The sequence below is a fragment of the Streptomyces candidus genome (genome assembly GCF_014207445.1).
Classification (GTDB): Bacteria; Actinomycetota; Actinomycetes; order Streptomycetales; family Streptomycetaceae; genus Streptomyces; species Streptomyces candidus.
Genome location: NZ_JACHEM010000029.1, coordinates 24,702 through 41,856, shown reverse-complemented (window position 1 = coordinate 41,856; position 17,155 = coordinate 24,702). Strand labels below are relative to the sequence as shown.

Here is a 17,155-nt window from a genome sequence, read left to right as displayed (position 1 = left end):
GCCGCTCAGCGGCAGCCGTTGAATGACCGCCGAGAACGCCGCCACGACGAGAGTGAGCGCACCGGCAACCGTGAGCAGAATGTCCACCATGCCACCCCGCTTCCCCTTCGCCGCCGCAGGCATGTGTAGGTACACGCCCCGATGCCCCGGACGGCCCAAATGGCCCGGCGCGTAGCGGGTGTGAGTGGCGGATGGCTGAGGCCCGCACACCGCTGCGAGTTCTGGTACCGCTGTCCACCCGACGCTCATCCCGCCGTGGCATGCGGGTGAGGGAGCTGCCGTGTACGACGGTCGGTCGGGCGGGGGAGTCGTAGCCGGTCAGGGCGGTGCAGCAGCGGAGTCCGTCCGCAGGACTCCCTCAACTCCGCCCGGTTCAAGCCGCCCCTGAGTTTCGCTGCGTCGTCGGCGGGACGCCGCAGAGCCCGCGGTTCAGGGACGCCCGGGGACCGAGCACCCGCTCCGGGGCGGGTCGAGAGGTCCGCGTGTGAACGGAGACAAGCCGGGCACGCGCTGAGGCACGGAGCCCGCTGTTCGATGCAGTCTCGATAAGTCCCATCCACGCGAAACGCCTCTGCCATGATCAATCGCATGTCCACCACGCCCGTGATCCACAGAACTCGTGCGCCCGGCACAGCTGTCACGGGCCACACTGAGGTAGCCGCATGAACTGGTTCATCTCTGCGGCAGGAGTTGGTCTGGTTCTGGTGGCGTTGCGCGACGTGTTCCACACGCTGTGGCATCCCAGCGGACGCGGCAGTCTGAGCGCGCTGATGCTGCACGGGCTGTGGCGCTTGTCCCGGCGCGTCAGCAGGCCGGGCCTCACCGCTGTCGCCGGGCCGACCGCCATGGTCGCGGTGATCCTGGGATGGACATCGATCGTCGTGGCCGGCTGGACGCTCATCTACTTCGCCCACATGCCCGAAGGCTTCTCCTTCAGCCCCGGCCTCCAGCCCCGACAGCGTGCCGACCTTCTCGACGCGCTCTATCTCTCACTCGTCGGCGTCGCCACCCTCGGCTTCGGCGATATCGTTCCGACCGATGCCTGGCTCCGCATCGCCGCCCCCCTCCAGGCACTGATCGGATTCGCCCTCCTGACAGCGGCGGTCTCCTGGGTGGGACAGACCTACCCGGCCCTGGCCCGCAGGCGCGTCCTGGCCCTCCACCTCGCATCGCTGCGCACCGCACGGGAGACCGTGAGCCCGGTGGACACGGCGTTCATTGCCCACCTGCTGGAAAGCCTGGCGGTCCAGGTCAGCCAGGTCAGCGTCGACCTGAACCAACACTCCCAGATGTACTACTTCCCAGACAGCGACGACAGCCCCTCCCTGGCCGCGATGACCAGCTACGCCGCGGATCTCGCAGCCGAGGGCCGCCAATCGCGGAGAGACGATGTCCGCATGAGCGCAGCCATGCTGACCCACGCGCTGGAAAGCCTCGCGACAGTACTGGGACGGCAGTTCCTCAGAATCGAGGGCAATCCCGAACACATTTTCGCCGCCTACGCACACGACCACGGACGCCTCCCCATCCGGGCCACCAACTACTAGGGACCGTATTGAGTTCCGATCAATGGGTGGCTCGGGTGAGGTCCTTAAGCCAGATCATCGAGGCGCGTAGGTGGAGGCCGGCGAGGTAGCTGTCGGGAGACTTGTCGTACCGGGTGGCGATGCCACGCCAGGCCTTCATCTTGTTGATCAGCCGCTTGACGGTGTTCCTCTCCTAGCACGTCAGAGGGCCGTGCCTCCCGTTGCGTCGATGACCTGGCCGGTTACCCAGCGTGCGTCGTCGGAGGCGAGGAAGGCCACGATGTCGGCCATGTCTTCCGGCCGCCCGATCCGGCCGAGGGCGGCAAGAGACGCCGCTTGCGCCTCGGCATGCGGATCGCCCAGCAGGGTGGCCGCGCTGGCATCGGTGAGGACGGTTCCGGGGGCCACCGAGTTGACCGTGATGCCCCGGGGGCCCAGCTCCTTGGCGAGGGCGAGACTGAAGTTGTCCAGGGCTCCCTTGGTGGCGCCGTAGGCGATCATTCCCGGCGTGGCCAGGCGGGCCACGGAGCTGGAGATGTTGATGATCCGGCCCCCGTCGCGCAGGTGCGGCAGTCCCTGCTGCGTGACGAAGAACGGTGCACGCACGTTCACGGCGAAGACCTTGTCGAAGGCGTCCTCGGTCAACGACTCCAGGGATGCGAAATCCCCGATGCCGACGTTGTTGACGATGATGTCGAGCTTCCCGTCGGGCACGTGCTCCGTGCCCGCGGCGTCGAAGGCGGCCCAGAGGCGGGCCGCGTCGCCGCGTTCGCCCAGCCCCGCCTGGAGTGCGAAGGCCCGTCCTCCGTTCTTGCGGATGTTTCCGACGGTCTCGCTCGCCGCCGTCTCGTCGCGGGCGTAGGTGACGCCGACGGCGGCGCCGTCCTGGGCGAGCCGCTCCGCGATCGCCCGGCCGATGCCCCGGCTGCCGCCGGTGACCAGTGCGACCTTGTCCTCGAGTGCTCTTGCCGACATGGCGGAAGACCGCCTCCCGTTCATCGAATCGTCTCTTGAGTGCTATGGAGCGCCTAGACCAGCGGCTTGTGTTCGGGCCACCACCGCTGGACGGCTTCGACAGCCGTCGTCGGGCTGACGTTGAAGCAGAGCTTCGCGTCGGGTGCCAGCTCGTGGGTGGTGTTGACCAGCACCTCCAGCAGCGGGGTCAGCTCCGGGTCCAGCCGGACGCCGGCGCCGATCAGCACGATGTCGTAGTCCTTGGCGGTCAACGCGGCGCGAAAGACCGCCTCGGCCGTGCGGCCGTAGTCGAGCAGGCAGACATCGACGCTGAGGCCGAGCTCCTCGAGCCGAGCCCGGCCCGCGGCCATTCCGGCCCGGACCGCCTCGGCGTCGATTTCAGGGAACGCCGCCCGTGACGAGGGCGCGTCGTCCACCAGCGCTGGATCCAGTCCGACGTTGAGCATGGACGGGGACATGTCGGTGTACCTCCGGTGACCTGGGGTTTCTCGGACCCACGGTAGGCGCCTGGAGGTCGGGCGGCCCTCCCACATTTCTGGGATACCGTGGCAAGGGTGAGTTCCCCGATGGCCCGGCGCGAGACCGTGCGCGACATCGAGGCGATCTGCCGTCTCGACCTCGACTCCCGAATACTGCGCCGCCGGATCGCCGACCGGCTGACACGCCTCATCCCGGCCGACTCCTACTGCTTCAGCACGATCGACCCGATGACGCTGCTGACCGCCGACCAAGTCAGCGCCGGGCTCGTACCGGAGGCGGCCGCGGCCGCCGCGCACAACGAGTACCTGGTGGACGACGTCCTGAAGTTCGCGGCGCTGGCCCGCTCCGAGGTTTCCGCGGGCACGCTGGGTGCGGCCACCGGCGGTGATCCGGAATCCAGCCACCGCTACCGGACCGTGCTGCCGATGATCGACGCACGGCACGAGCTGCGGGCGGGCTTCGTGGTGGACGGCCGATGCTGGGGCGTCGTCGCCCTCTTCCGCGGCGGCCGGCGACCCGACTTCACCCCGGCCGACGTCGGCGTCCTGCGGCGGCTGTCCGCCCCGGTCGGTGTGGCCCTGCGCCGGGCCGCCCACCGGGCACCCGACGACACCGCTGCGGGCCCGTCCGAGGCCGGAGTGCTCCTGCTCGACCAGGACTTGCGGCTGTTTTCGGAGAACCTGGCCGCGAAACTCTGGCGGGACGAGCTGGGCCCGTCGCAGGCGGAACTGCCGTCCGCGATCCTGGAGGTGGCCGCACGGGGAAGGGGCGCTGAGCTGCCGGCGTACGGACGCATCCGCAGCCGCTCGGGCCGGTGGCTCTCCGTCCAGGCCTCGCCGCTGAGTGGTGGCCCGCACCCGGCGGCCATCGCCGTGACGGTACATCCGGCGCCGGCCGCCGACGTGGCCGAGATACTGCTGCTCGCGTACGGGCTTACACCGCGCGAGCGGGACGTGCTGGCGCGAGTCGTCGCCGGTCTGCCGTCGCGGACCATCGCCGTGGAACTGCACATCACCGCGGCGACCGTGCAGGACCATCTGAAGAGTGTGTTCGCGAAGACCGGTGTCCGCAGCCGCAGCGAACTGGTGGCGACGGTCCTGGGCCTGTGACCGGACGAGTGATTACTGAGTTTTTCGTTAGTACTCCGGCAGCGTTTCGCTATATGGCCTGGTCAGGGGCGCCGTCGGAAGTGTAGTTGGCTAATGGTGTGTCAGGGGCGGTCTTGGCGGACCGCCCCTCCAACGAGTGGCGGCGGGAACTGTCTGAGCGGTGATGAGGGAAGCCTCCCCGCATGATCGACGACCTTGCCGACGCAACCTGGGACCGTGAAGTCAACGACCTCTTCTTGCGCATCGGCCACCGTTTCGGCCGCGCCGACCTGCGGGGCCGCATGCGTGACTACGTCCGCGCCCTGCTCGGCCCGGTCGGCCGCAAGAACGGCTGGCAACTGGCCGAACCTACTGAGCCGGGCCAACTGGAATGCCGACGATGTCCGCGACGACCTGCAGACATACGTCGCTGACGAACTCGGCGAGGACGGCGGGGTGCTCATCCTCGATGACACCGGTTTCCTCAAGAAGGGCACTACCTCCGCAGGCGTCCAGCGCCAGTACTCCGGCACCGCCGGGGCCCGTATTTCAATAAGTGCTCGGCGGAGGGGTATTGGTGGGAGCCTGAGACATGACTCTGTGTCTGTCAGGCCGTGTTGCCGCTGGTGCTCTGCGGGCCAAGTTCGATCAGATTCTGCCGCACTTCGATGAGCGCCGCCGTCGGTTGTACCTGGCCAGTGAGGCGACGGCCCTCGGCCGTGGCGGGATTGTCCGGGTCGCCGCCGCCTCCGGCACCAGCACTGCAACCATCGCGCGAGGTATGGCCGAGTTGGACGGTCGCTCCTCACCGACCCTGCGCGTCCGGGCTCCAGGTGCGGGCCGCAAGCGGCTGACAGACACCGATCCTGGCCTGATGCCCGCGCTGGAGTCGCTGATCGAGCCGCACACCCGAGGCGACCCCGTCTCCCCGTTGCGATGGACCACACTGTCGTTACGGGCCCTGGCCTCGACCCTCACCGCACAGGGCCACCCGGTCAGCGCTTCAACCGTCGGACACCTGCTGCACACCCTGGGCTACAGCCTGCAGGGAACCGCGAAGACAACAGAGGGCATCAGCCATCCGGACCGCGATGCCCAGTTCACCCACCTGAATGCCACCGCCGCCGCGTTCCTCAACGATGCCCAGCCGGTGATCAGCGTCGACACCAAGGCCAAGGAATGGCTCGGCAACCGGGACCGGCCCGGTCGCACCTGGCGGCCGGGCAAGAACGCGATCAAGGTGGACTGCCACACGTTCACCGCCAACGACCAGCCCATGGCGATTGCCTACGGGATCTACGACATTGCCAACAACAGCGGATGGGTCAACGTCGGCACCGACCACGACACCGCCGAGTTCGCGGTGGAGTCCATCCGACGCTGGTGGCAGCACCGCGGACGGGCGGACCACCCCAATGCCGACAAGCTCCTGATCACCGCCGACTCCGGCGGCTCCAACGACCCCCGCCGCTGGACCTGGAAAAGCAACCTTGCCGCCTTCGCACGAGAGAGCGGCCTGGAGATCACGGTCCGTCACCTACCGCCGGGAACTTCGAAGTGGAACAAGATAGAACACCGGATGTTCTGTCACATCACCGCGAACTGGCGAGGACGACCGCTGACCAGTTACCAGGTCGTCCTCGAAACCATCGCCGCCACGACAACCAGGACCGGCCTGACCATCGGGGCCGAACTGGACGCAGGCAGCTACGACCTCGGCATCAGCGTCACACCCGCCGAGTCCCACGCCCCTTCCGATACACCCAACACCTTCCACGGTGACTGGAACTACACACTGTCTCCCGTTCCACCGCGAGCGCCCGACGCGCCGGCCACGACTCACCGGACCGACCCGGCCATGACCGCGAGCAGGCCGTCGCCCGGCAAGGCCACTACCAGCGACGCCGCCACTCGTTGGAGGGGCGGTCCGCCAAGACCGCCCCTGACACACCATCAGCCAACTACACTTCCGACGGCGCCCCTGACCAGGCATATAGCGAAACGCTGCTGGAGTACTAGGTGGCCCGGCACGGACGCCGACCCTGCCGATGTCGACCGTCTGTGACAGGCCTACCTGCGACGCTCCGGCATCGGGCACAGGTTCCGCCTGTTCACACAGACCCTGGGCTGGACCTGACCAAAGATCCGTACCTTGTCGTCGAACGGTACTGCGCCGAGGTTGATTGCCGGTGGCAGCCCACACCGTCTCGGAGCTCCGGCGCGTGCGGCAAGGTCGAGCACCGGCAGTTCCGAGCGCCGGCCCTCGGGTGCGGCCTGCGTCTCGGAGAGCTGGCCCCCACCTCGCCGCGGGTCTCGGCGCACCGCGAAGAGAAGGACGCCCCGGTCACCGGCTGCTCAGTACCGGCTACGGCGACCACGCCCCGGCGGTCACCTCGACGGCCGCCGAACTCCACCGCACGCGGATCGGCCACCGGCTCGGCTTCCAGACCGAAATCGCCCATCGGCTCGGCAGCAGCTACGTGCAGCGTGCCGACCTCGTGGTGCGCGCGCCGCAGGCCCGGGGTGCCGGTGCTGGAGATGACCGCCCCGCTGAGGACGCCCGCTGCTCGCCACGCTGCGCCGGTGCTGGGAGGGGAGCGGACGTTACCTGTTGTTGCAGGTCGGTGGGTGGTTGCAGTGAGGGGCCGGTGGTGGTGACGAGGAGTTGGCAAAGGGGAGTTAAATGGGTGATTAGCCCCGAAGCTGTTGGGCACCCGTGTTGTTGTCAAGGTCCGCGATTGAGTGAAAGGAGCAGTCATGACTGCGTCCGACAACTCCGGCAACTTCGCCAACGACCGCGAGCGTGCCTCGGAGGCCGGCCGCAAGGGCGGGCACGAGTCCGGCGGCAACTTCGCCAACGACCCGGAGCGTGCCTCGGAGGCTGGCCGTAAGGGCGGTCAGGAGTCCGGCGGCAACTTCGCCAACGACCGCGAGCGTGCCTCGGAGGCCGGCCGCAAGGGCGGTCAGGAGTCCGGCGGCGGCAACCAGTGACGTTGCCGCTTCTCCCGGTGGCGTAAGCGCGCCGTATGGGCCCGGTCCCCTCCATGGGGACTGGGCCCTCCTTCTTTTGCCCACAGCGGTTCATTGAGGAAGCCCAAGGCACCGCGGGTGAGGCTGCGGTTGCCGCCTTCTGGAGCACCTTGATCAGCTGGTCGTGGGTTGATTTTCGCCCGGACCGGGATCTCCGCTTTCGATGCCCGTTCGCAGAGCTCGGCGGCCTTGGTGAGACTTTGCAGATCCTCTGGGCTGGTTCGCCGACCGCCGGCTTCATGCGCACCATGCACTGGGCGGACGGGGTATGTGTCGCGCGCGAGGGACTCGGAGTCCTGCCGGAACCAGCAGACCAGGTCGGTCCACCCAGCGAGGAGATCGAGATCGCGCAACAGCCGACCGGGGCGGTGAGCAGTGACCGGGATGCGCAGCGGCTCCGTGACGGCGGCCGACCAGAGACGGGCGAAAGAGAGGCCGGGTGGAAAGCTTGCCGTGGCGGCGGGTGCCGTCGTGCCCTCGGCGGGCTCTTCCGCCCATGCTGAGGATGTTGTCTCAGGCACTTCAGTCGGCAGCACCCCCCCGGTCAGCTCTCCTCAGGGCCGGCCGAGTCGCAGCGCCCGGGGGTCTGTGCGGGTGCAGCGGTTTGCGGGGCGCCGTGCCATTCGCAGAGAAGGACCGTGGCGTCGTCGTTGAGGTGCCCGTCGTGATGCTCGAGTACCGCGTGCACGAGGCGGCGCAGGGTCTCCGGTGCGGGCAGGCCGTCGACCTGGTGGCGGATGATGAAGTCGACGAACCGGTCGTGACCGAATTCCCGCCCTCTCGTATCGCGTGCTTCGATGATGCCGTCCGTATAGAGCAGCAGTTGGTCGCCGGGCTCGAGCTGTTCGCGGCACAGCGTCGCGGGAAGGCCGAGGCCGGTGCCCACCGGGTGGGTCGGGGTGCAGTGCAGGTGGGTAGTCCAGCGTCGGCCGCGGATCAGGACCGGTGGATGGTGGCCGCAGTTGATCCAAGTCAGCACACCGGTATGGAGGTCCAGGTCGGCCAGCACGGCGGTCGCGTAGCGAGACTGGGCGAATTGCTCGATCAGCGTGGCTTCGATGGCGTCGCGGGCCTCAGTGAGGCCGTTGCCCTGGCGACGTTGGTTACGGCAGGTAGCCACGGCCAGGTTCGCGGTCAGCCCGGCTGCGTCGTCGTGGCCCATGGCGTCGAAAACTGCCAGGTGAGCCGTGTCCCCGGCCAGGGCGTAGTCGAAGGCGTCACCAGCAGTGGCGTAGGCAGGCTCCATCACTGCGGTGACGGTCACCCGCTTGTCCGCGAACGTCCGCGGCGGCGTCAGCGTCCACTGCATCTCCGCAGACACCGACATTGGACGGACCCGGGTCAAACGGGCATAGGAGTCGCTGTGGTGGCGCTTGGAAGCCAGCAGCAGGCCCACCAGCGACGCCAGGCCCTCCATCGTCACCTGCGTGTGCTCATCCGGTTTACCGTCGGTGTCGACACGCAGCACGCCGAGGCGTTCGGCTCCGTCCGACACCGGCAACCAGTGCTGCACCCGGCCGCCGGCCGGCGCGGAATAACACTGCCCATCGCGAAAGGCCCGGCCCGCCAGCGTGGCGTCGATCCGCAGTTCCCGACCACCATGCCCGGCGTCCAGTCCCTGCCCGGTGGCCTCCCGCAACACCACCTCCTGAATGTCCGCCACGTAAACGCGCGTCCCGCGCAGCCCGGCCTCGCCGGCGTGGTACGCCACCAGTGCAGGAAGCTCCTCGAACGCCGACAGATGACTGGCCCGCAGCAAGGCGTGGAGCATGCGTGCCGAGTCCTCAAGCGAAGCCATGCGGTCAACCTGCCAGACAACAAGGGGCCACCCGCAACCGCCTGCCCCGCGCACAGCCCCGCGTGGCACTCTGGCGGCCAGCACGAACCGAGAAGCCCAAACGGACACTCGCTATCACACGTTTCCCCACGGCAGACGCCCACACCCGAACGTCTCATCCAACTGCGGGCCCGGCCGTCTGCGGCCCGTACGAGTCGGGCGCACGGCCGCCACCGAGTGGGTATCGCGGCGCGGGGACTGGCCGCCGGCACCGCCACTCGGGCGCCGCCAGCCACGCGGATCTGGGCGCAGCCGCCGGGATCACCCGGCCGATGGACTGATGGATGACTCGTCTTGCCGGACTCCTGTATGCGGGATAGACAGAAGAAAAGAACCTACTTCAGGAGACTCCCATGGCCGAATTCAGCCCCGTCGACGTGCAAAAGGCCCTCAGCGGCATGGACTACCCCGCCGACCGGAAAGCACTGGTGGAATGCGCACGCACCAACAAGGCGGACCAAGCGCTGGTGGAGCGCCTGGACAGCCTTGAGGAGGACAGCTTCGACGGGCCCAATGACGTCAGCAAGGCTGTCTTCAACAACTGACACGGCGGTACGGCTGGGAAACGCGGGGACGAAGCCGGGACCGCAGCAACTGGACCCCGCTCACCCTCATGACCCTGGGCGCGGCGGTGAGTTCGTTCCTCTGCCTGACGCTGGTCCCCGCGGCGATGAGACGCCGGGCGGCACCGGCTGGACGATGTGCACTGCCCGGTTGCCGACAGTCTCATCGACCACCTGGTCGACGATCTGGGTGAACCGGCAGAGACCCCACCTCAGCTCCCTGGACCGACTCGCCGCAGCCACAGGCCCAGGACGTCGACGACGTCCGGCTCGCTCTCGCGGAACTTGTGAAATCCCGCAACGCCCGTGTCCAGCACGGCGAGGAGCCAGCCGACGCGGAGCGTCTGGATGCCCACCGCCGCTTCCGCCTGGTCATGGACTGGGAGCACTTCCACGAGAACCGCATCCAGGCCAGCCGCGGTGACTGAGGCCGCAAACGGCACTGTGGGGACCAGCGACACGCGCGGATCGTATTCCGAGGAAACGGCGCCGCCGGGCAGGTCGTCCGTCGCGGCCGGCTTCCTTCTCTTCGGTGCGGCTTTCACCGCCGCTGGGACCGTTGCCGTGCAGCATAAAAGCCGCAAAGAAATAGAATCCGCCGAGGGGTGCGAGTAGGCCGAAAGGGCGCGGGTGGATTTCGAGTCTGTCGCCGACGAGCTCTACGGCCTGCGGCCGGAAGATTTCACCGCAGCCCGCAATGAGCGGGCCAGGGCCGCCCGCACGGCCGGGGACCGCAACCTCGCGAAGAGGATCACCGCGCTTCGCCGCCCGACGCTTTCGGCCTGGGCCAGCAACCTGCTGGTGCGCGAGCAATCGGGTGAGGTGGGGCCACTGGTCCGGCTGGGCGAACAGCTGCGCCAAGCGCATCACAATCTGGATGGTGAGCAGCTGCGTGAGCTCACCCATCAGCAGCGAGTGCTGATCGGTGCACTGTCCCGGCAGGCCCGGCAGCTGACGGCCGAGGCGGGCCACGAGGTCAGCGAGGATGTCCAGCAGGAGGTGGAAGAGACCCTGCATGCCGTTCTCGCTGACCCGCAGGCCGCAACGGAGTGGGCCGCGGGCCGCCTGGTCAAGCCGCTCAGCACCACATCCGGGTTCGCCGCCGCCCAAGGCGCTTCAGCCGGAGCAGCTCAACCATCCCGGACCCCGAAGGCTGCACCGGCGCGCGGCGATGCGTCCGACGCAGAAGCGCGCCGGCGCAAGAAGCTGGATCGCACCCGGCAGGAGGCCGAGGACGCCCAAGAGGATCTGCGGCAGCGTGAGAAGGAGTCCGCCGCGATCAGCCGCCAGGCCCAGGACGCCGGCGAACTGGTGCAGAACCTCAAGCAGCGCGTCACCGAGCTGGCCGAGGAGCTGAAGTCCACCGAGGAGCAGCAGCGCAAGGCCCGGACCGAGGAGCGGGAGGCCCGGGGCCGGGCGCGTGATGCCGACCGCCGCATGCGCGAAGCACGGCGCCGTGCTGAGGCTGCGGCTGCGCAGGTGAAGCGGCTAACCGACGATGGAAGGTGAGCTTCGATGCGACGACGGAGGCGATGATGGCGAGAGCGATCTGGACCGGCGCTTTGACGTTCGGGCTGGTCACCGTGCCCGTCGGGCTCTACACCGCGACCGAGGACCATACGGTGCACTTCCATCAGCTGCAGCGCGGTACCGGAGACCGCGTGCGCTACAACAAGATCAACGAGAGCACCGGTGAAGAGCTCGACAGCGGCGACATCGTCAAGGGTTACGACCTCGGCGGCGGGGAGTACGTAATCGTCGAGCCGGAAGAGCTCGAAGAGATCGCCCCGGGCAAATCACGGGTGATCGACATGGCCGGTTTCGTCGACCTGGACCGGATCGAGCCGGTGTTCTTCGAGCGCACCTACTACCTCGCCCCGCAGGACAAGGAGTACCTGAAGGTCTACGAGCTGCTGCGTGCTGCCCTGGAAAGATCGGGCAAGGCCGGTATCGCCACGATGACCATGCGCAACAAGGAGTACCTGACCGCCCTGCGCGCGCAGGACGATGTCTTGATCCTGCACACCATGCACTGGGCGGATGAGGTCCGTGACCCGCGCGAGGAGCTGGATGTCTTGCCCGACCGGCAGACCAAGGTCACCAGCCAGGAGATCGAGACTGCCCAGCAGCTGATCGACGCCCTGAGCATGGACTGGGATCCGGAGCAGTTCCACGACACATCCGAAGAACGCGTCAAAGCCCTGGTCGACGCCAAACGGGACGGTCAGGAGATCGTCAGCGAAGCCGGCCCGCCAGAGGCAACGAACGTCATCGACCTGATGGAAGCCCTCCAACGCAGCGTCGAGCAGGCCCGCTCCTCCAGAGGGGAGGACAAGGAGCCCGCAGGTCAGCTGCACCGGCTACCGACCCATAATCGGGACGGCGCGGGAAAGAAGCAGCCGGGAAAGAAGGCCGGTGCCGGGCATCGCGGCGCCGACGGCCTGGAGAGCCACACGAAGACCGAGCTGTACGAGCTGGCATCCAAGGCCGACATCCCCGGCCGGTCGAAGATGAACCGCCAGCAGCTGATCAACGCCCTCCGCCAGCGGAGCACCGCAGCGTGACCTCCTGCCTCCGCGGAGGACAGGCCGACCTGAAGGGCGCAGGGCGTGGGTCCGGCCCTCGGGTTCGCCAAGCGCTCGCGCCCCGCTGGCAGTGGGTGTCCGCGGAAGACGTTTGATGCTGGCTTCGGAAGAGAGCTGGATGAGTCCGCGCCTCGCATGCTGGCGGGATGCGAAGGCGCTCGCAGCTGAGAGAAGGCCCGGCGGTTGGTTGTTCCGGCTCCGGGGAAACCAGGGGGGCCACTGTGTGACCTCTTCGGGGTACTGGTGCTGTGGGAACTCCCGCTCCCAGGTGCTTGCTCGCGAAGGGGCGCGCGTCGTGCGAGGAGGCAGGGGGGACGCTGCTTCGCACGACGGGTGGGGGCGGATGGCGCGCCTCAGGGGTGCCAGTGTTCCGTCCAGTCGGGGTGCAGTTCGTAAGGCAGGGCCAGGGCTTGCATGCTGGCGAAGGCGAGGGTCGAGTCCAGGGGCCAGCATTGTTGCCGGCGCTCGTGTGCGATCCGTTTTTCCAGCCGGTTGAGGATCTGTCGCTTGATGCCGGTACATGCACGGATCCGGGCAGGGCTGGGGCAGTCGCAGAAGCGGGTGCGCGGCGTGTCGTGGGCGGAGCAGCCGAACTCGTGGAAGAGGGCGCTCTGGCGTTCCTCTTCGCTCCACCGGACACGTAGGAAATGCGTCAGGTCGGTGAGTGTGTCCACGCTTCAGCTCGCCTGGGTGCGCTGTGTGCGGGCCGGGGCCGCGGCTTCCTCGGTCAGTTCTCGCTCGAGCTGGGTCCTCATGCCGTTTCTCCCTCGCTCGGTGTGCCCTGTTGGTCGTTGGCGGTCACGGACGGGCTGCTGCCCGGGAGAGCTGGCCGGCAGGTGCAACGGCCGGTCGTCGAGCAAGGTGACCGCAGTCCCCGTGCCCGACCAGCGCGGGGTTCGACGCGGATGCGGGCGCCAGCGGTTCATGGTGTCGCTGTCGGCGATCTAGCGGGCTTCCAGGGCGTCCGCGTCCGCGGTCAGTGCCCCGGCCGGCCCCCGCCACCGCGAGTCCGGCTGCCAGACGTTCGTGGTCCGTGTTCCGGGTCCTTGACACACCCTTGGTGGCCTCCTTATCGCCGTGGGCGGCGCGGCACATCCAGCCCTAACGGGAGAAGCACACCCATCGTCCCACCGCCAGGACTCAAGTGCCGTCAAAACCGGGAACATCACCCCGCCCGGTACGACACCCGCCCAACAGGACTGGGAGGGGGCGAGCAGCGGGGCCGGTCGTGTTCGGATTCGGTGGTGGCCTCACGGAAGCGCGCCTGGTCCGTCCCCTCGGACAACGCCTTGCGCTACGCCTGCTCCACCCGCATCAAGGGCTCCCGGCTGCGCTCATGCTTGCCTGTCCGTGGCCCCGTGCCCGCGGCGCGGATGCGTCGCCTCTCAGATCTGGGAGAGGGCGAATGCGGAGAGGAAGCCGACGACGGTCACCAGCCCGGTCAGGAGGTGCACTTCTCCATAGGCCTCGGGAATCATGGTGTCGGCGATCATGGCCAGGATCGCGCCGCCCGCGATGGCCGTGATCACCGCCAGCACCGAGGCGGAGGCGTCGCCCAGCAGCGTGTACCCGGCCAGGGCCGCCAGTCCGCTGATCACGGCGATACCGCCCCACAACGCGAACACATACTTCCGGCTGCGTCCCGCGCTGCGCATCCCCGCCGAACTGGCCAGCCCCTCGGGCAGGTTGCTGATGAAGACCGCCCCCACCGTGGCGATGCCCACCTGGCCGCCCCCCAGGAGACTGGTGCCGATCACGATGGACTCCGGGATGCCGTCGAGCAGTGCGCCCAGAGCGATGGCGTTGCCCGACCCGGGCTGTTCGCTCTCCGAGGGCTGCTGGCCGCCGGACCGCTTGCGGTGCCGGGCCCCGTGCCGTGCGAGCAGGGCGTTGGCTCCGGAGTAGACGACCGCCCCGCCGAGCGCACCCGCCGCGACGGGCCACATTCCCGAACGGTCGTACGCCTCCGCAATCAGCTCGAACGCCACCGCGGACATCAGCACGCCGCTGCCGAACGCCATCACCAACGCGATCAGCCGTCGCGGCACGCGTACGAACGAACTCACCGCCGCGCCCAGAAGCAACGCCATTCCCGCGAAGAGCCCCCACGCACCGGCAACCCATGCTCCGTGCACCACCACACACCCGTCCTTACCTCGATCGACATCCCATGCCTCGTGCCTTCGGCGCACCGGGCATGTCACACGAGAACACGCGGTACCCGTGCCTACGGGCGCGGACCCGCGTCGCGTACCCGATCCGATCCAGCCCAAAGCCAGCCGTCACGAAGCAGAACATCCCCCTACCCGGGCCTCGCCCACCCGGCGCGCCGGCGTGTGCGGCCTCCGCGACGCACCCAGCCCCCCGAGACCGCCGACGGTTCTGACGCGCGAGGTGGGCCGGGCTGCCCGGCCCGGAGATCGTGACAGCGGTCTGTGCGAGATTCGCCGTTCACCGGGAGTCGGCGGGTATTCAGGTTTTCTCGGCGGTGCTGGTCCACGAGCCTGGGGGGAAGCAGGGGCTGCTGCCCGGGAGAGCCGGCCGGTGGCTCAGCCCAGGGAAGTGATGAGGTCGTTGCACGCCTGTTCGCAGCGGCGGCAGGCTTCGGCGCACACGCGGCAGTGGTCGTGCTGCTCTGCGTGGCGCCCGCACTCGTCGGCACAGACTTTGCAGACGGTGGCGCACGCCTGAAGGGTCGCGCGGGTGACGGCGGCGTCATAGCCGGTGCGGCGGGAGAGCACAGCGGCGGTGGCGGTGCAGATGTCGGCGCAGTCGGCGTTGGTGCGGATGCACTTGGTCAGCTCGGCGACCATGTCCTCCGACAGGCAGGCGTCCGCGCAGGCGGTACATGCCTGTGCGCAGGCGAGGCATTCCTCGATACAGCGGATGAGCTTGCCGCGGTCGACGTTGCCCAGGTCGGCGGGGTGGGTGTCCAGCATGGCTTTGACAGCAGTGGTCATGATCGTCCTCCGGTGAGGTGGATGCTCTTGGCGGGCGTTTGCCCCGCCTTGTAGGGGTAACACCGGGTGGGACAGGAGAAACCTCGCCTGCGTGACGTCCAGTGGCAGACGAGACAGGTGCCTGACGTGCATGAGTCGCGCGAGGCAGAGAGGACACTGCTTCGCACGACGGGTGGCGGCGCCTGTCTCGGGCGGATGCCGCGCTTCAGGGGTGCCAGTGTTCCTTCCAGTCGGGGTGCAGTTCGTAGCGCAGAGCCAGGGCTTGCATGCGGGCGAAGGTGAGGGCCGAATCCAGGGGCCGGCATGGAAACAGGAGGATCAAGTCCTGGCCGACGAGATCAGGCGCGTCCACGGCGAGTCCGGCGGCGCCTACGGGTCCCCGCGCGTGACGGCCGAGCTCCGCGAGAAGGGACACCGGGTCAACGAGAAGCGGGTCGCACGGATCATGCGGACGTTCTCCATCGCGGGTGTCCGCTTACGCAGACGTGTCCGCACGACCCTCCCCGACCCGGCGTCCGAGCAGGTCGCGGATCTGTTCGGGCGGGACTTCACCGCCACCGAACCCGGGCGCAAGCTCATGGGCGACATCACGTATCTCCCGCTCCAGGGAGGGAAGTTCCTCTATCTCGCGACGGTGCTGGACTGCTTCAGCCGCAAGATCGTCGGCTGGTCCATCGCCGACCACATGCGCACGGACCTGGTCGCCGACGCCTTGCGGATGGCCGTCTTGACCCGCGGCTCACTGGTCGGAGCGGTGTTCCACTCCGACCACGGGGCCCAGTACGGATCCCGGGCCTACGCAGGCCTCTGCGACCAGCTCGAGGTCACCCGGTCAATGGGCGCGGTCGGCACCAGCGCCGACAACGCCGCCTGCGAGAGCTTCCACGCCTCCCTGAAACGCGAGACCCTCCAGGGCGCCCACGACTACGGCGACGCGGCCACCTGCCGACGAACGGTCTTCGCCTGGCTGACCCGCTACAACACCCGCCGCCGACACTCCACCAACGGCCACCTCAGCCCCGACGAATACGAACGACGGCACACCGCTAAACTCACGCTCGCCGCGTGACCAATAACCGCGTGCCCACCTTCATGGGGGAAGGCCCGACCGCAGTACTGGCCGGGGCCGCGCACGCCCGCGGAGGCCGGTCGCTTGATGGCCGTGGTGAGTCCATGGTTAGTTGCGTGGTTACCTCCGGCCCACCTCCGGCCGGAAACCAACCACGTGCACACGAGGGTGGAGCCGTCGGAGTCGACGTACGGGCCGACCACGGCGACGGCGACGGCGGGCGGCGTGACGGTCTCCGCGACGGCCACGGTCACCTGCGCGGGTCCGGGCACCCCGTACTCCCCGGCCCGGGGCACGTCCCCGTCCCCGGACTGCGGGCACCGCTACACCGAACTCGCCCGCCCGCTGGGGCAGCCGTACCGGGGGGCCGCCACCTCGACCTGGACGGTGGCTTGGCAGGTCGTCGGCGGCACCGGAGAGACGGGCACGTTCACCGAGACCCGGCAGACGCTGGCCAGGACGCCCGGGCCGATGGACTTGGAGTGGCGCCGTCGGCCCGTTGCAGGACAAAGGGAGAACGGCAGTGACGTGTACGGGGGCTGACGCCGGCCCCGGGGCCGGGCGGTGGTTCAGGTGAGGGGGAGGTTGTGTCCGGGGTGGCGCTCGGCTTCGGGGCGGGGGCCGCGGTAGCGGCGGTCGGCCTCGCTGATGGGCAGGTCGTTGATGCTTGCCTCGCGGTGGCGCATCAGGCCGTTGTCGGCGAACTCCCACAGTTCGTTGCCGTAGGAGCGGAACCACTGATTTTCGGTGTTGTGCCACTCGTACTGGAATCGGACGGCCATGCGGTTCTCGCGGAAGCCCCACAGGCTCTTGCGCAGGGCGTAGTCGAGTTCGCGCTCCCACTTGGTGGTGAGAAACACGACGATCTTGTCGCGGCCGGTGAGGAACACGTCCCGGTTACGCCAGGCGGAGTCCTCGGTGTAGGCGAGGGCGACCTGGTGCGGGTCGCGGGTATTCCAGGCATCTTCGGCGGCCTGGACCTTGGCCTGGGCGCTGTCGAGATCGAACGGTGGAAAAGGCGGGCGCGCGTCGGTCATGGGAG

18 protein-coding genes and 2 pseudogenes are annotated in these 17,155 nt (G+C 68.6%); 11 read left to right on the top strand and 9 right to left on the bottom strand.

All coding sequences use genetic code 11. The features are described 5' to 3' along the window. Positions 1-662 precede the first annotated feature (662 nt). Positions 663-1,547, top strand: a complete 885-nt coding sequence (locus HNQ79_RS31165; protein WP_185036335.1) for a potassium channel family protein — start codon at positions 663-665, stop codon at positions 1,545-1,547. A gap of 19 nt (positions 1,548-1,566) precedes the next feature. Here HNQ79_RS31165 and HNQ79_RS31160 read toward each other — a convergent pair. From HNQ79_RS31160 to HNQ79_RS31150, 3 genes and pseudogenes are all read right to left on the bottom strand, one after another. Further along, positions 1,567-1,719, bottom strand: a pseudogene (locus HNQ79_RS31160) (IS5/IS1182 family transposase); the annotation flags it as partial. Positions 1,720-1,727: 8 nt separating this feature from the next. Continuing rightward, positions 1,728-2,501 carry an SDR family oxidoreductase gene (locus HNQ79_RS31155; RefSeq protein ID WP_185036334.1) on the bottom strand — a complete coding sequence of 258 codons (774 nt, stop codon included), beginning with the start codon at positions 2,499-2,501 and terminating at the stop codon, positions 1,728-1,730. Positions 2,502-2,554: 53 nt separating this feature from the next. Further along, positions 2,555-2,959, bottom strand: coding sequence for a hypothetical protein (locus tag HNQ79_RS31150; protein WP_185036333.1), 405 nt, complete (start codon positions 2,957-2,959; stop codon positions 2,555-2,557). 96 nt (positions 2,960-3,055) lie between these two features. Here HNQ79_RS31150 and HNQ79_RS31145 point away from each other — a divergent pair, with 96 nt between their 5' ends. From HNQ79_RS31145 to HNQ79_RS34980, 4 genes and pseudogenes are all read left to right on the top strand, one after another. Beyond that, positions 3,056-4,090: a LuxR C-terminal-related transcriptional regulator gene (locus tag HNQ79_RS31145; protein WP_185036332.1), complete on the top strand. Its 1,035-nt coding sequence runs from the start codon at positions 3,056-3,058 to the stop codon at positions 4,088-4,090. Positions 4,091-4,306: 216 nt separating this feature from the next. Next, positions 4,307-4,741: a transposase gene (locus HNQ79_RS31140; protein WP_376700007.1), complete on the top strand. Its 435-nt coding sequence runs from the start codon at positions 4,307-4,309 to the stop codon at positions 4,739-4,741. After that, a pseudogene (locus tag HNQ79_RS31135) lies at positions 4,662-5,978 on the top strand (ISAzo13 family transposase); the annotation flags it as partial. The gene HNQ79_RS31140 and the pseudogene HNQ79_RS31135, both read left to right, overlap by 80 nt. Before the next feature lie 848 nt (positions 5,979-6,826). Continuing rightward, entirely contained in the window at positions 6,827-7,060 is a 234-nt protein-coding gene (locus tag HNQ79_RS34980) for a con-10 family general stress protein (RefSeq protein ID WP_185036331.1), read from the top strand. Between the two features lie 583 nt (positions 7,061-7,643). Here HNQ79_RS34980 and HNQ79_RS31125 read toward each other — a convergent pair. Beyond that, complete coding sequence (locus HNQ79_RS31125; RefSeq protein ID WP_229923789.1) at positions 7,644-8,897, bottom strand: PP2C family protein-serine/threonine phosphatase; 1,254 nt, start codon at positions 8,895-8,897, stop codon at positions 7,644-7,646. 392 nt (positions 8,898-9,289) lie between these two features. Here HNQ79_RS31125 and HNQ79_RS31120 point away from each other — a divergent pair, with 392 nt between their 5' ends. The 4 genes from HNQ79_RS31120 (at position 9,290) to ku (ending at position 12,063) form a co-directional block, all read left to right on the top strand. Next, the gene (locus tag HNQ79_RS31120; protein WP_185036330.1) at positions 9,290-9,481 is read left to right on the top strand and encodes a DUF2795 domain-containing protein; all 192 of its coding nucleotides are present in this window, start codon (positions 9,290-9,292) and stop codon (positions 9,479-9,481) included. 305 nt (positions 9,482-9,786) lie between these two features. Beyond that, complete coding sequence (locus HNQ79_RS34280) at positions 9,787-9,927, top strand: DUF6042 family protein (RefSeq protein ID WP_229923790.1); 141 nt, start codon at positions 9,787-9,789, stop codon at positions 9,925-9,927. Between the two features lie 202 nt (positions 9,928-10,129). Further along, positions 10,130-11,008 carry a hypothetical protein gene (locus HNQ79_RS31110; RefSeq protein ID WP_185036328.1) on the top strand — a complete coding sequence of 293 codons (879 nt, stop codon included), beginning with the start codon at positions 10,130-10,132 and terminating at the stop codon, positions 11,006-11,008. Further along, entirely contained in the window at positions 11,005-12,063 is a 1,059-nt protein-coding gene (ku, locus tag HNQ79_RS31105) for a non-homologous end joining protein Ku (protein ID WP_308437377.1), read from the top strand. Before HNQ79_RS31110 ends, ku begins: the two co-directional genes overlap by 4 nt. Positions 12,064-12,437: 374 nt before the next feature. Here ku and HNQ79_RS31100 read toward each other — a convergent pair whose 3' ends face one another. The 4 genes from HNQ79_RS31100 to HNQ79_RS34275 form a co-directional block, all read right to left on the bottom strand. Beyond that, the gene (locus HNQ79_RS31100; protein ID WP_185036327.1) at positions 12,438-12,758 is read right to left on the bottom strand and encodes a DUF6221 family protein; all 321 of its coding nucleotides are present in this window, start codon (positions 12,756-12,758) and stop codon (positions 12,438-12,440) included. 711 nt (positions 12,759-13,469) lie between these two features. Next, positions 13,470-14,174 (bottom strand): ZIP family metal transporter, encoded by a 705-nt coding sequence (locus HNQ79_RS31095; RefSeq protein ID WP_185036338.1) that lies wholly within the window; start codon positions 14,172-14,174, stop codon positions 13,470-13,472. 459 nt (positions 14,175-14,633) lie between these two features. After that, the gene (locus tag HNQ79_RS31090) at positions 14,634-15,044 is read right to left on the bottom strand and encodes a four-helix bundle copper-binding protein (RefSeq protein WP_185036326.1); all 411 of its coding nucleotides are present in this window, start codon (positions 15,042-15,044) and stop codon (positions 14,634-14,636) included. Positions 15,045-15,249: 205 nt separating this feature from the next. Next, positions 15,250-15,396 carry a hypothetical protein gene (locus HNQ79_RS34275; protein WP_229923792.1) on the bottom strand — a complete coding sequence of 49 codons (147 nt, stop codon included), beginning with the start codon at positions 15,394-15,396 and terminating at the stop codon, positions 15,250-15,252. Here HNQ79_RS34275 and HNQ79_RS31085 point away from each other — a divergent pair. After that, positions 15,334-16,113, top strand: a complete 780-nt coding sequence (locus HNQ79_RS31085; RefSeq protein ID WP_376700008.1) for an IS3 family transposase — start codon at positions 15,334-15,336, stop codon at positions 16,111-16,113. The two genes, HNQ79_RS34275 and HNQ79_RS31085, sit on opposite strands and share 63 nt — an antisense overlap. 156 nt (positions 16,114-16,269) lie before the next feature. Continuing rightward, positions 16,270-16,656: a hypothetical protein gene (locus HNQ79_RS31080; protein WP_185036324.1), complete on the top strand. Its 387-nt coding sequence runs from the start codon at positions 16,270-16,272 to the stop codon at positions 16,654-16,656. 26 nt (positions 16,657-16,682) lie between these two features. Here HNQ79_RS31080 and HNQ79_RS31075 read toward each other — a convergent pair whose 3' ends face one another. After that, positions 16,683-17,150, bottom strand: coding sequence for a nuclear transport factor 2 family protein (locus HNQ79_RS31075; protein WP_185036323.1), 468 nt, complete (start codon positions 17,148-17,150; stop codon positions 16,683-16,685). Between the last annotated feature and the right edge of the window lie 5 nt (positions 17,151-17,155).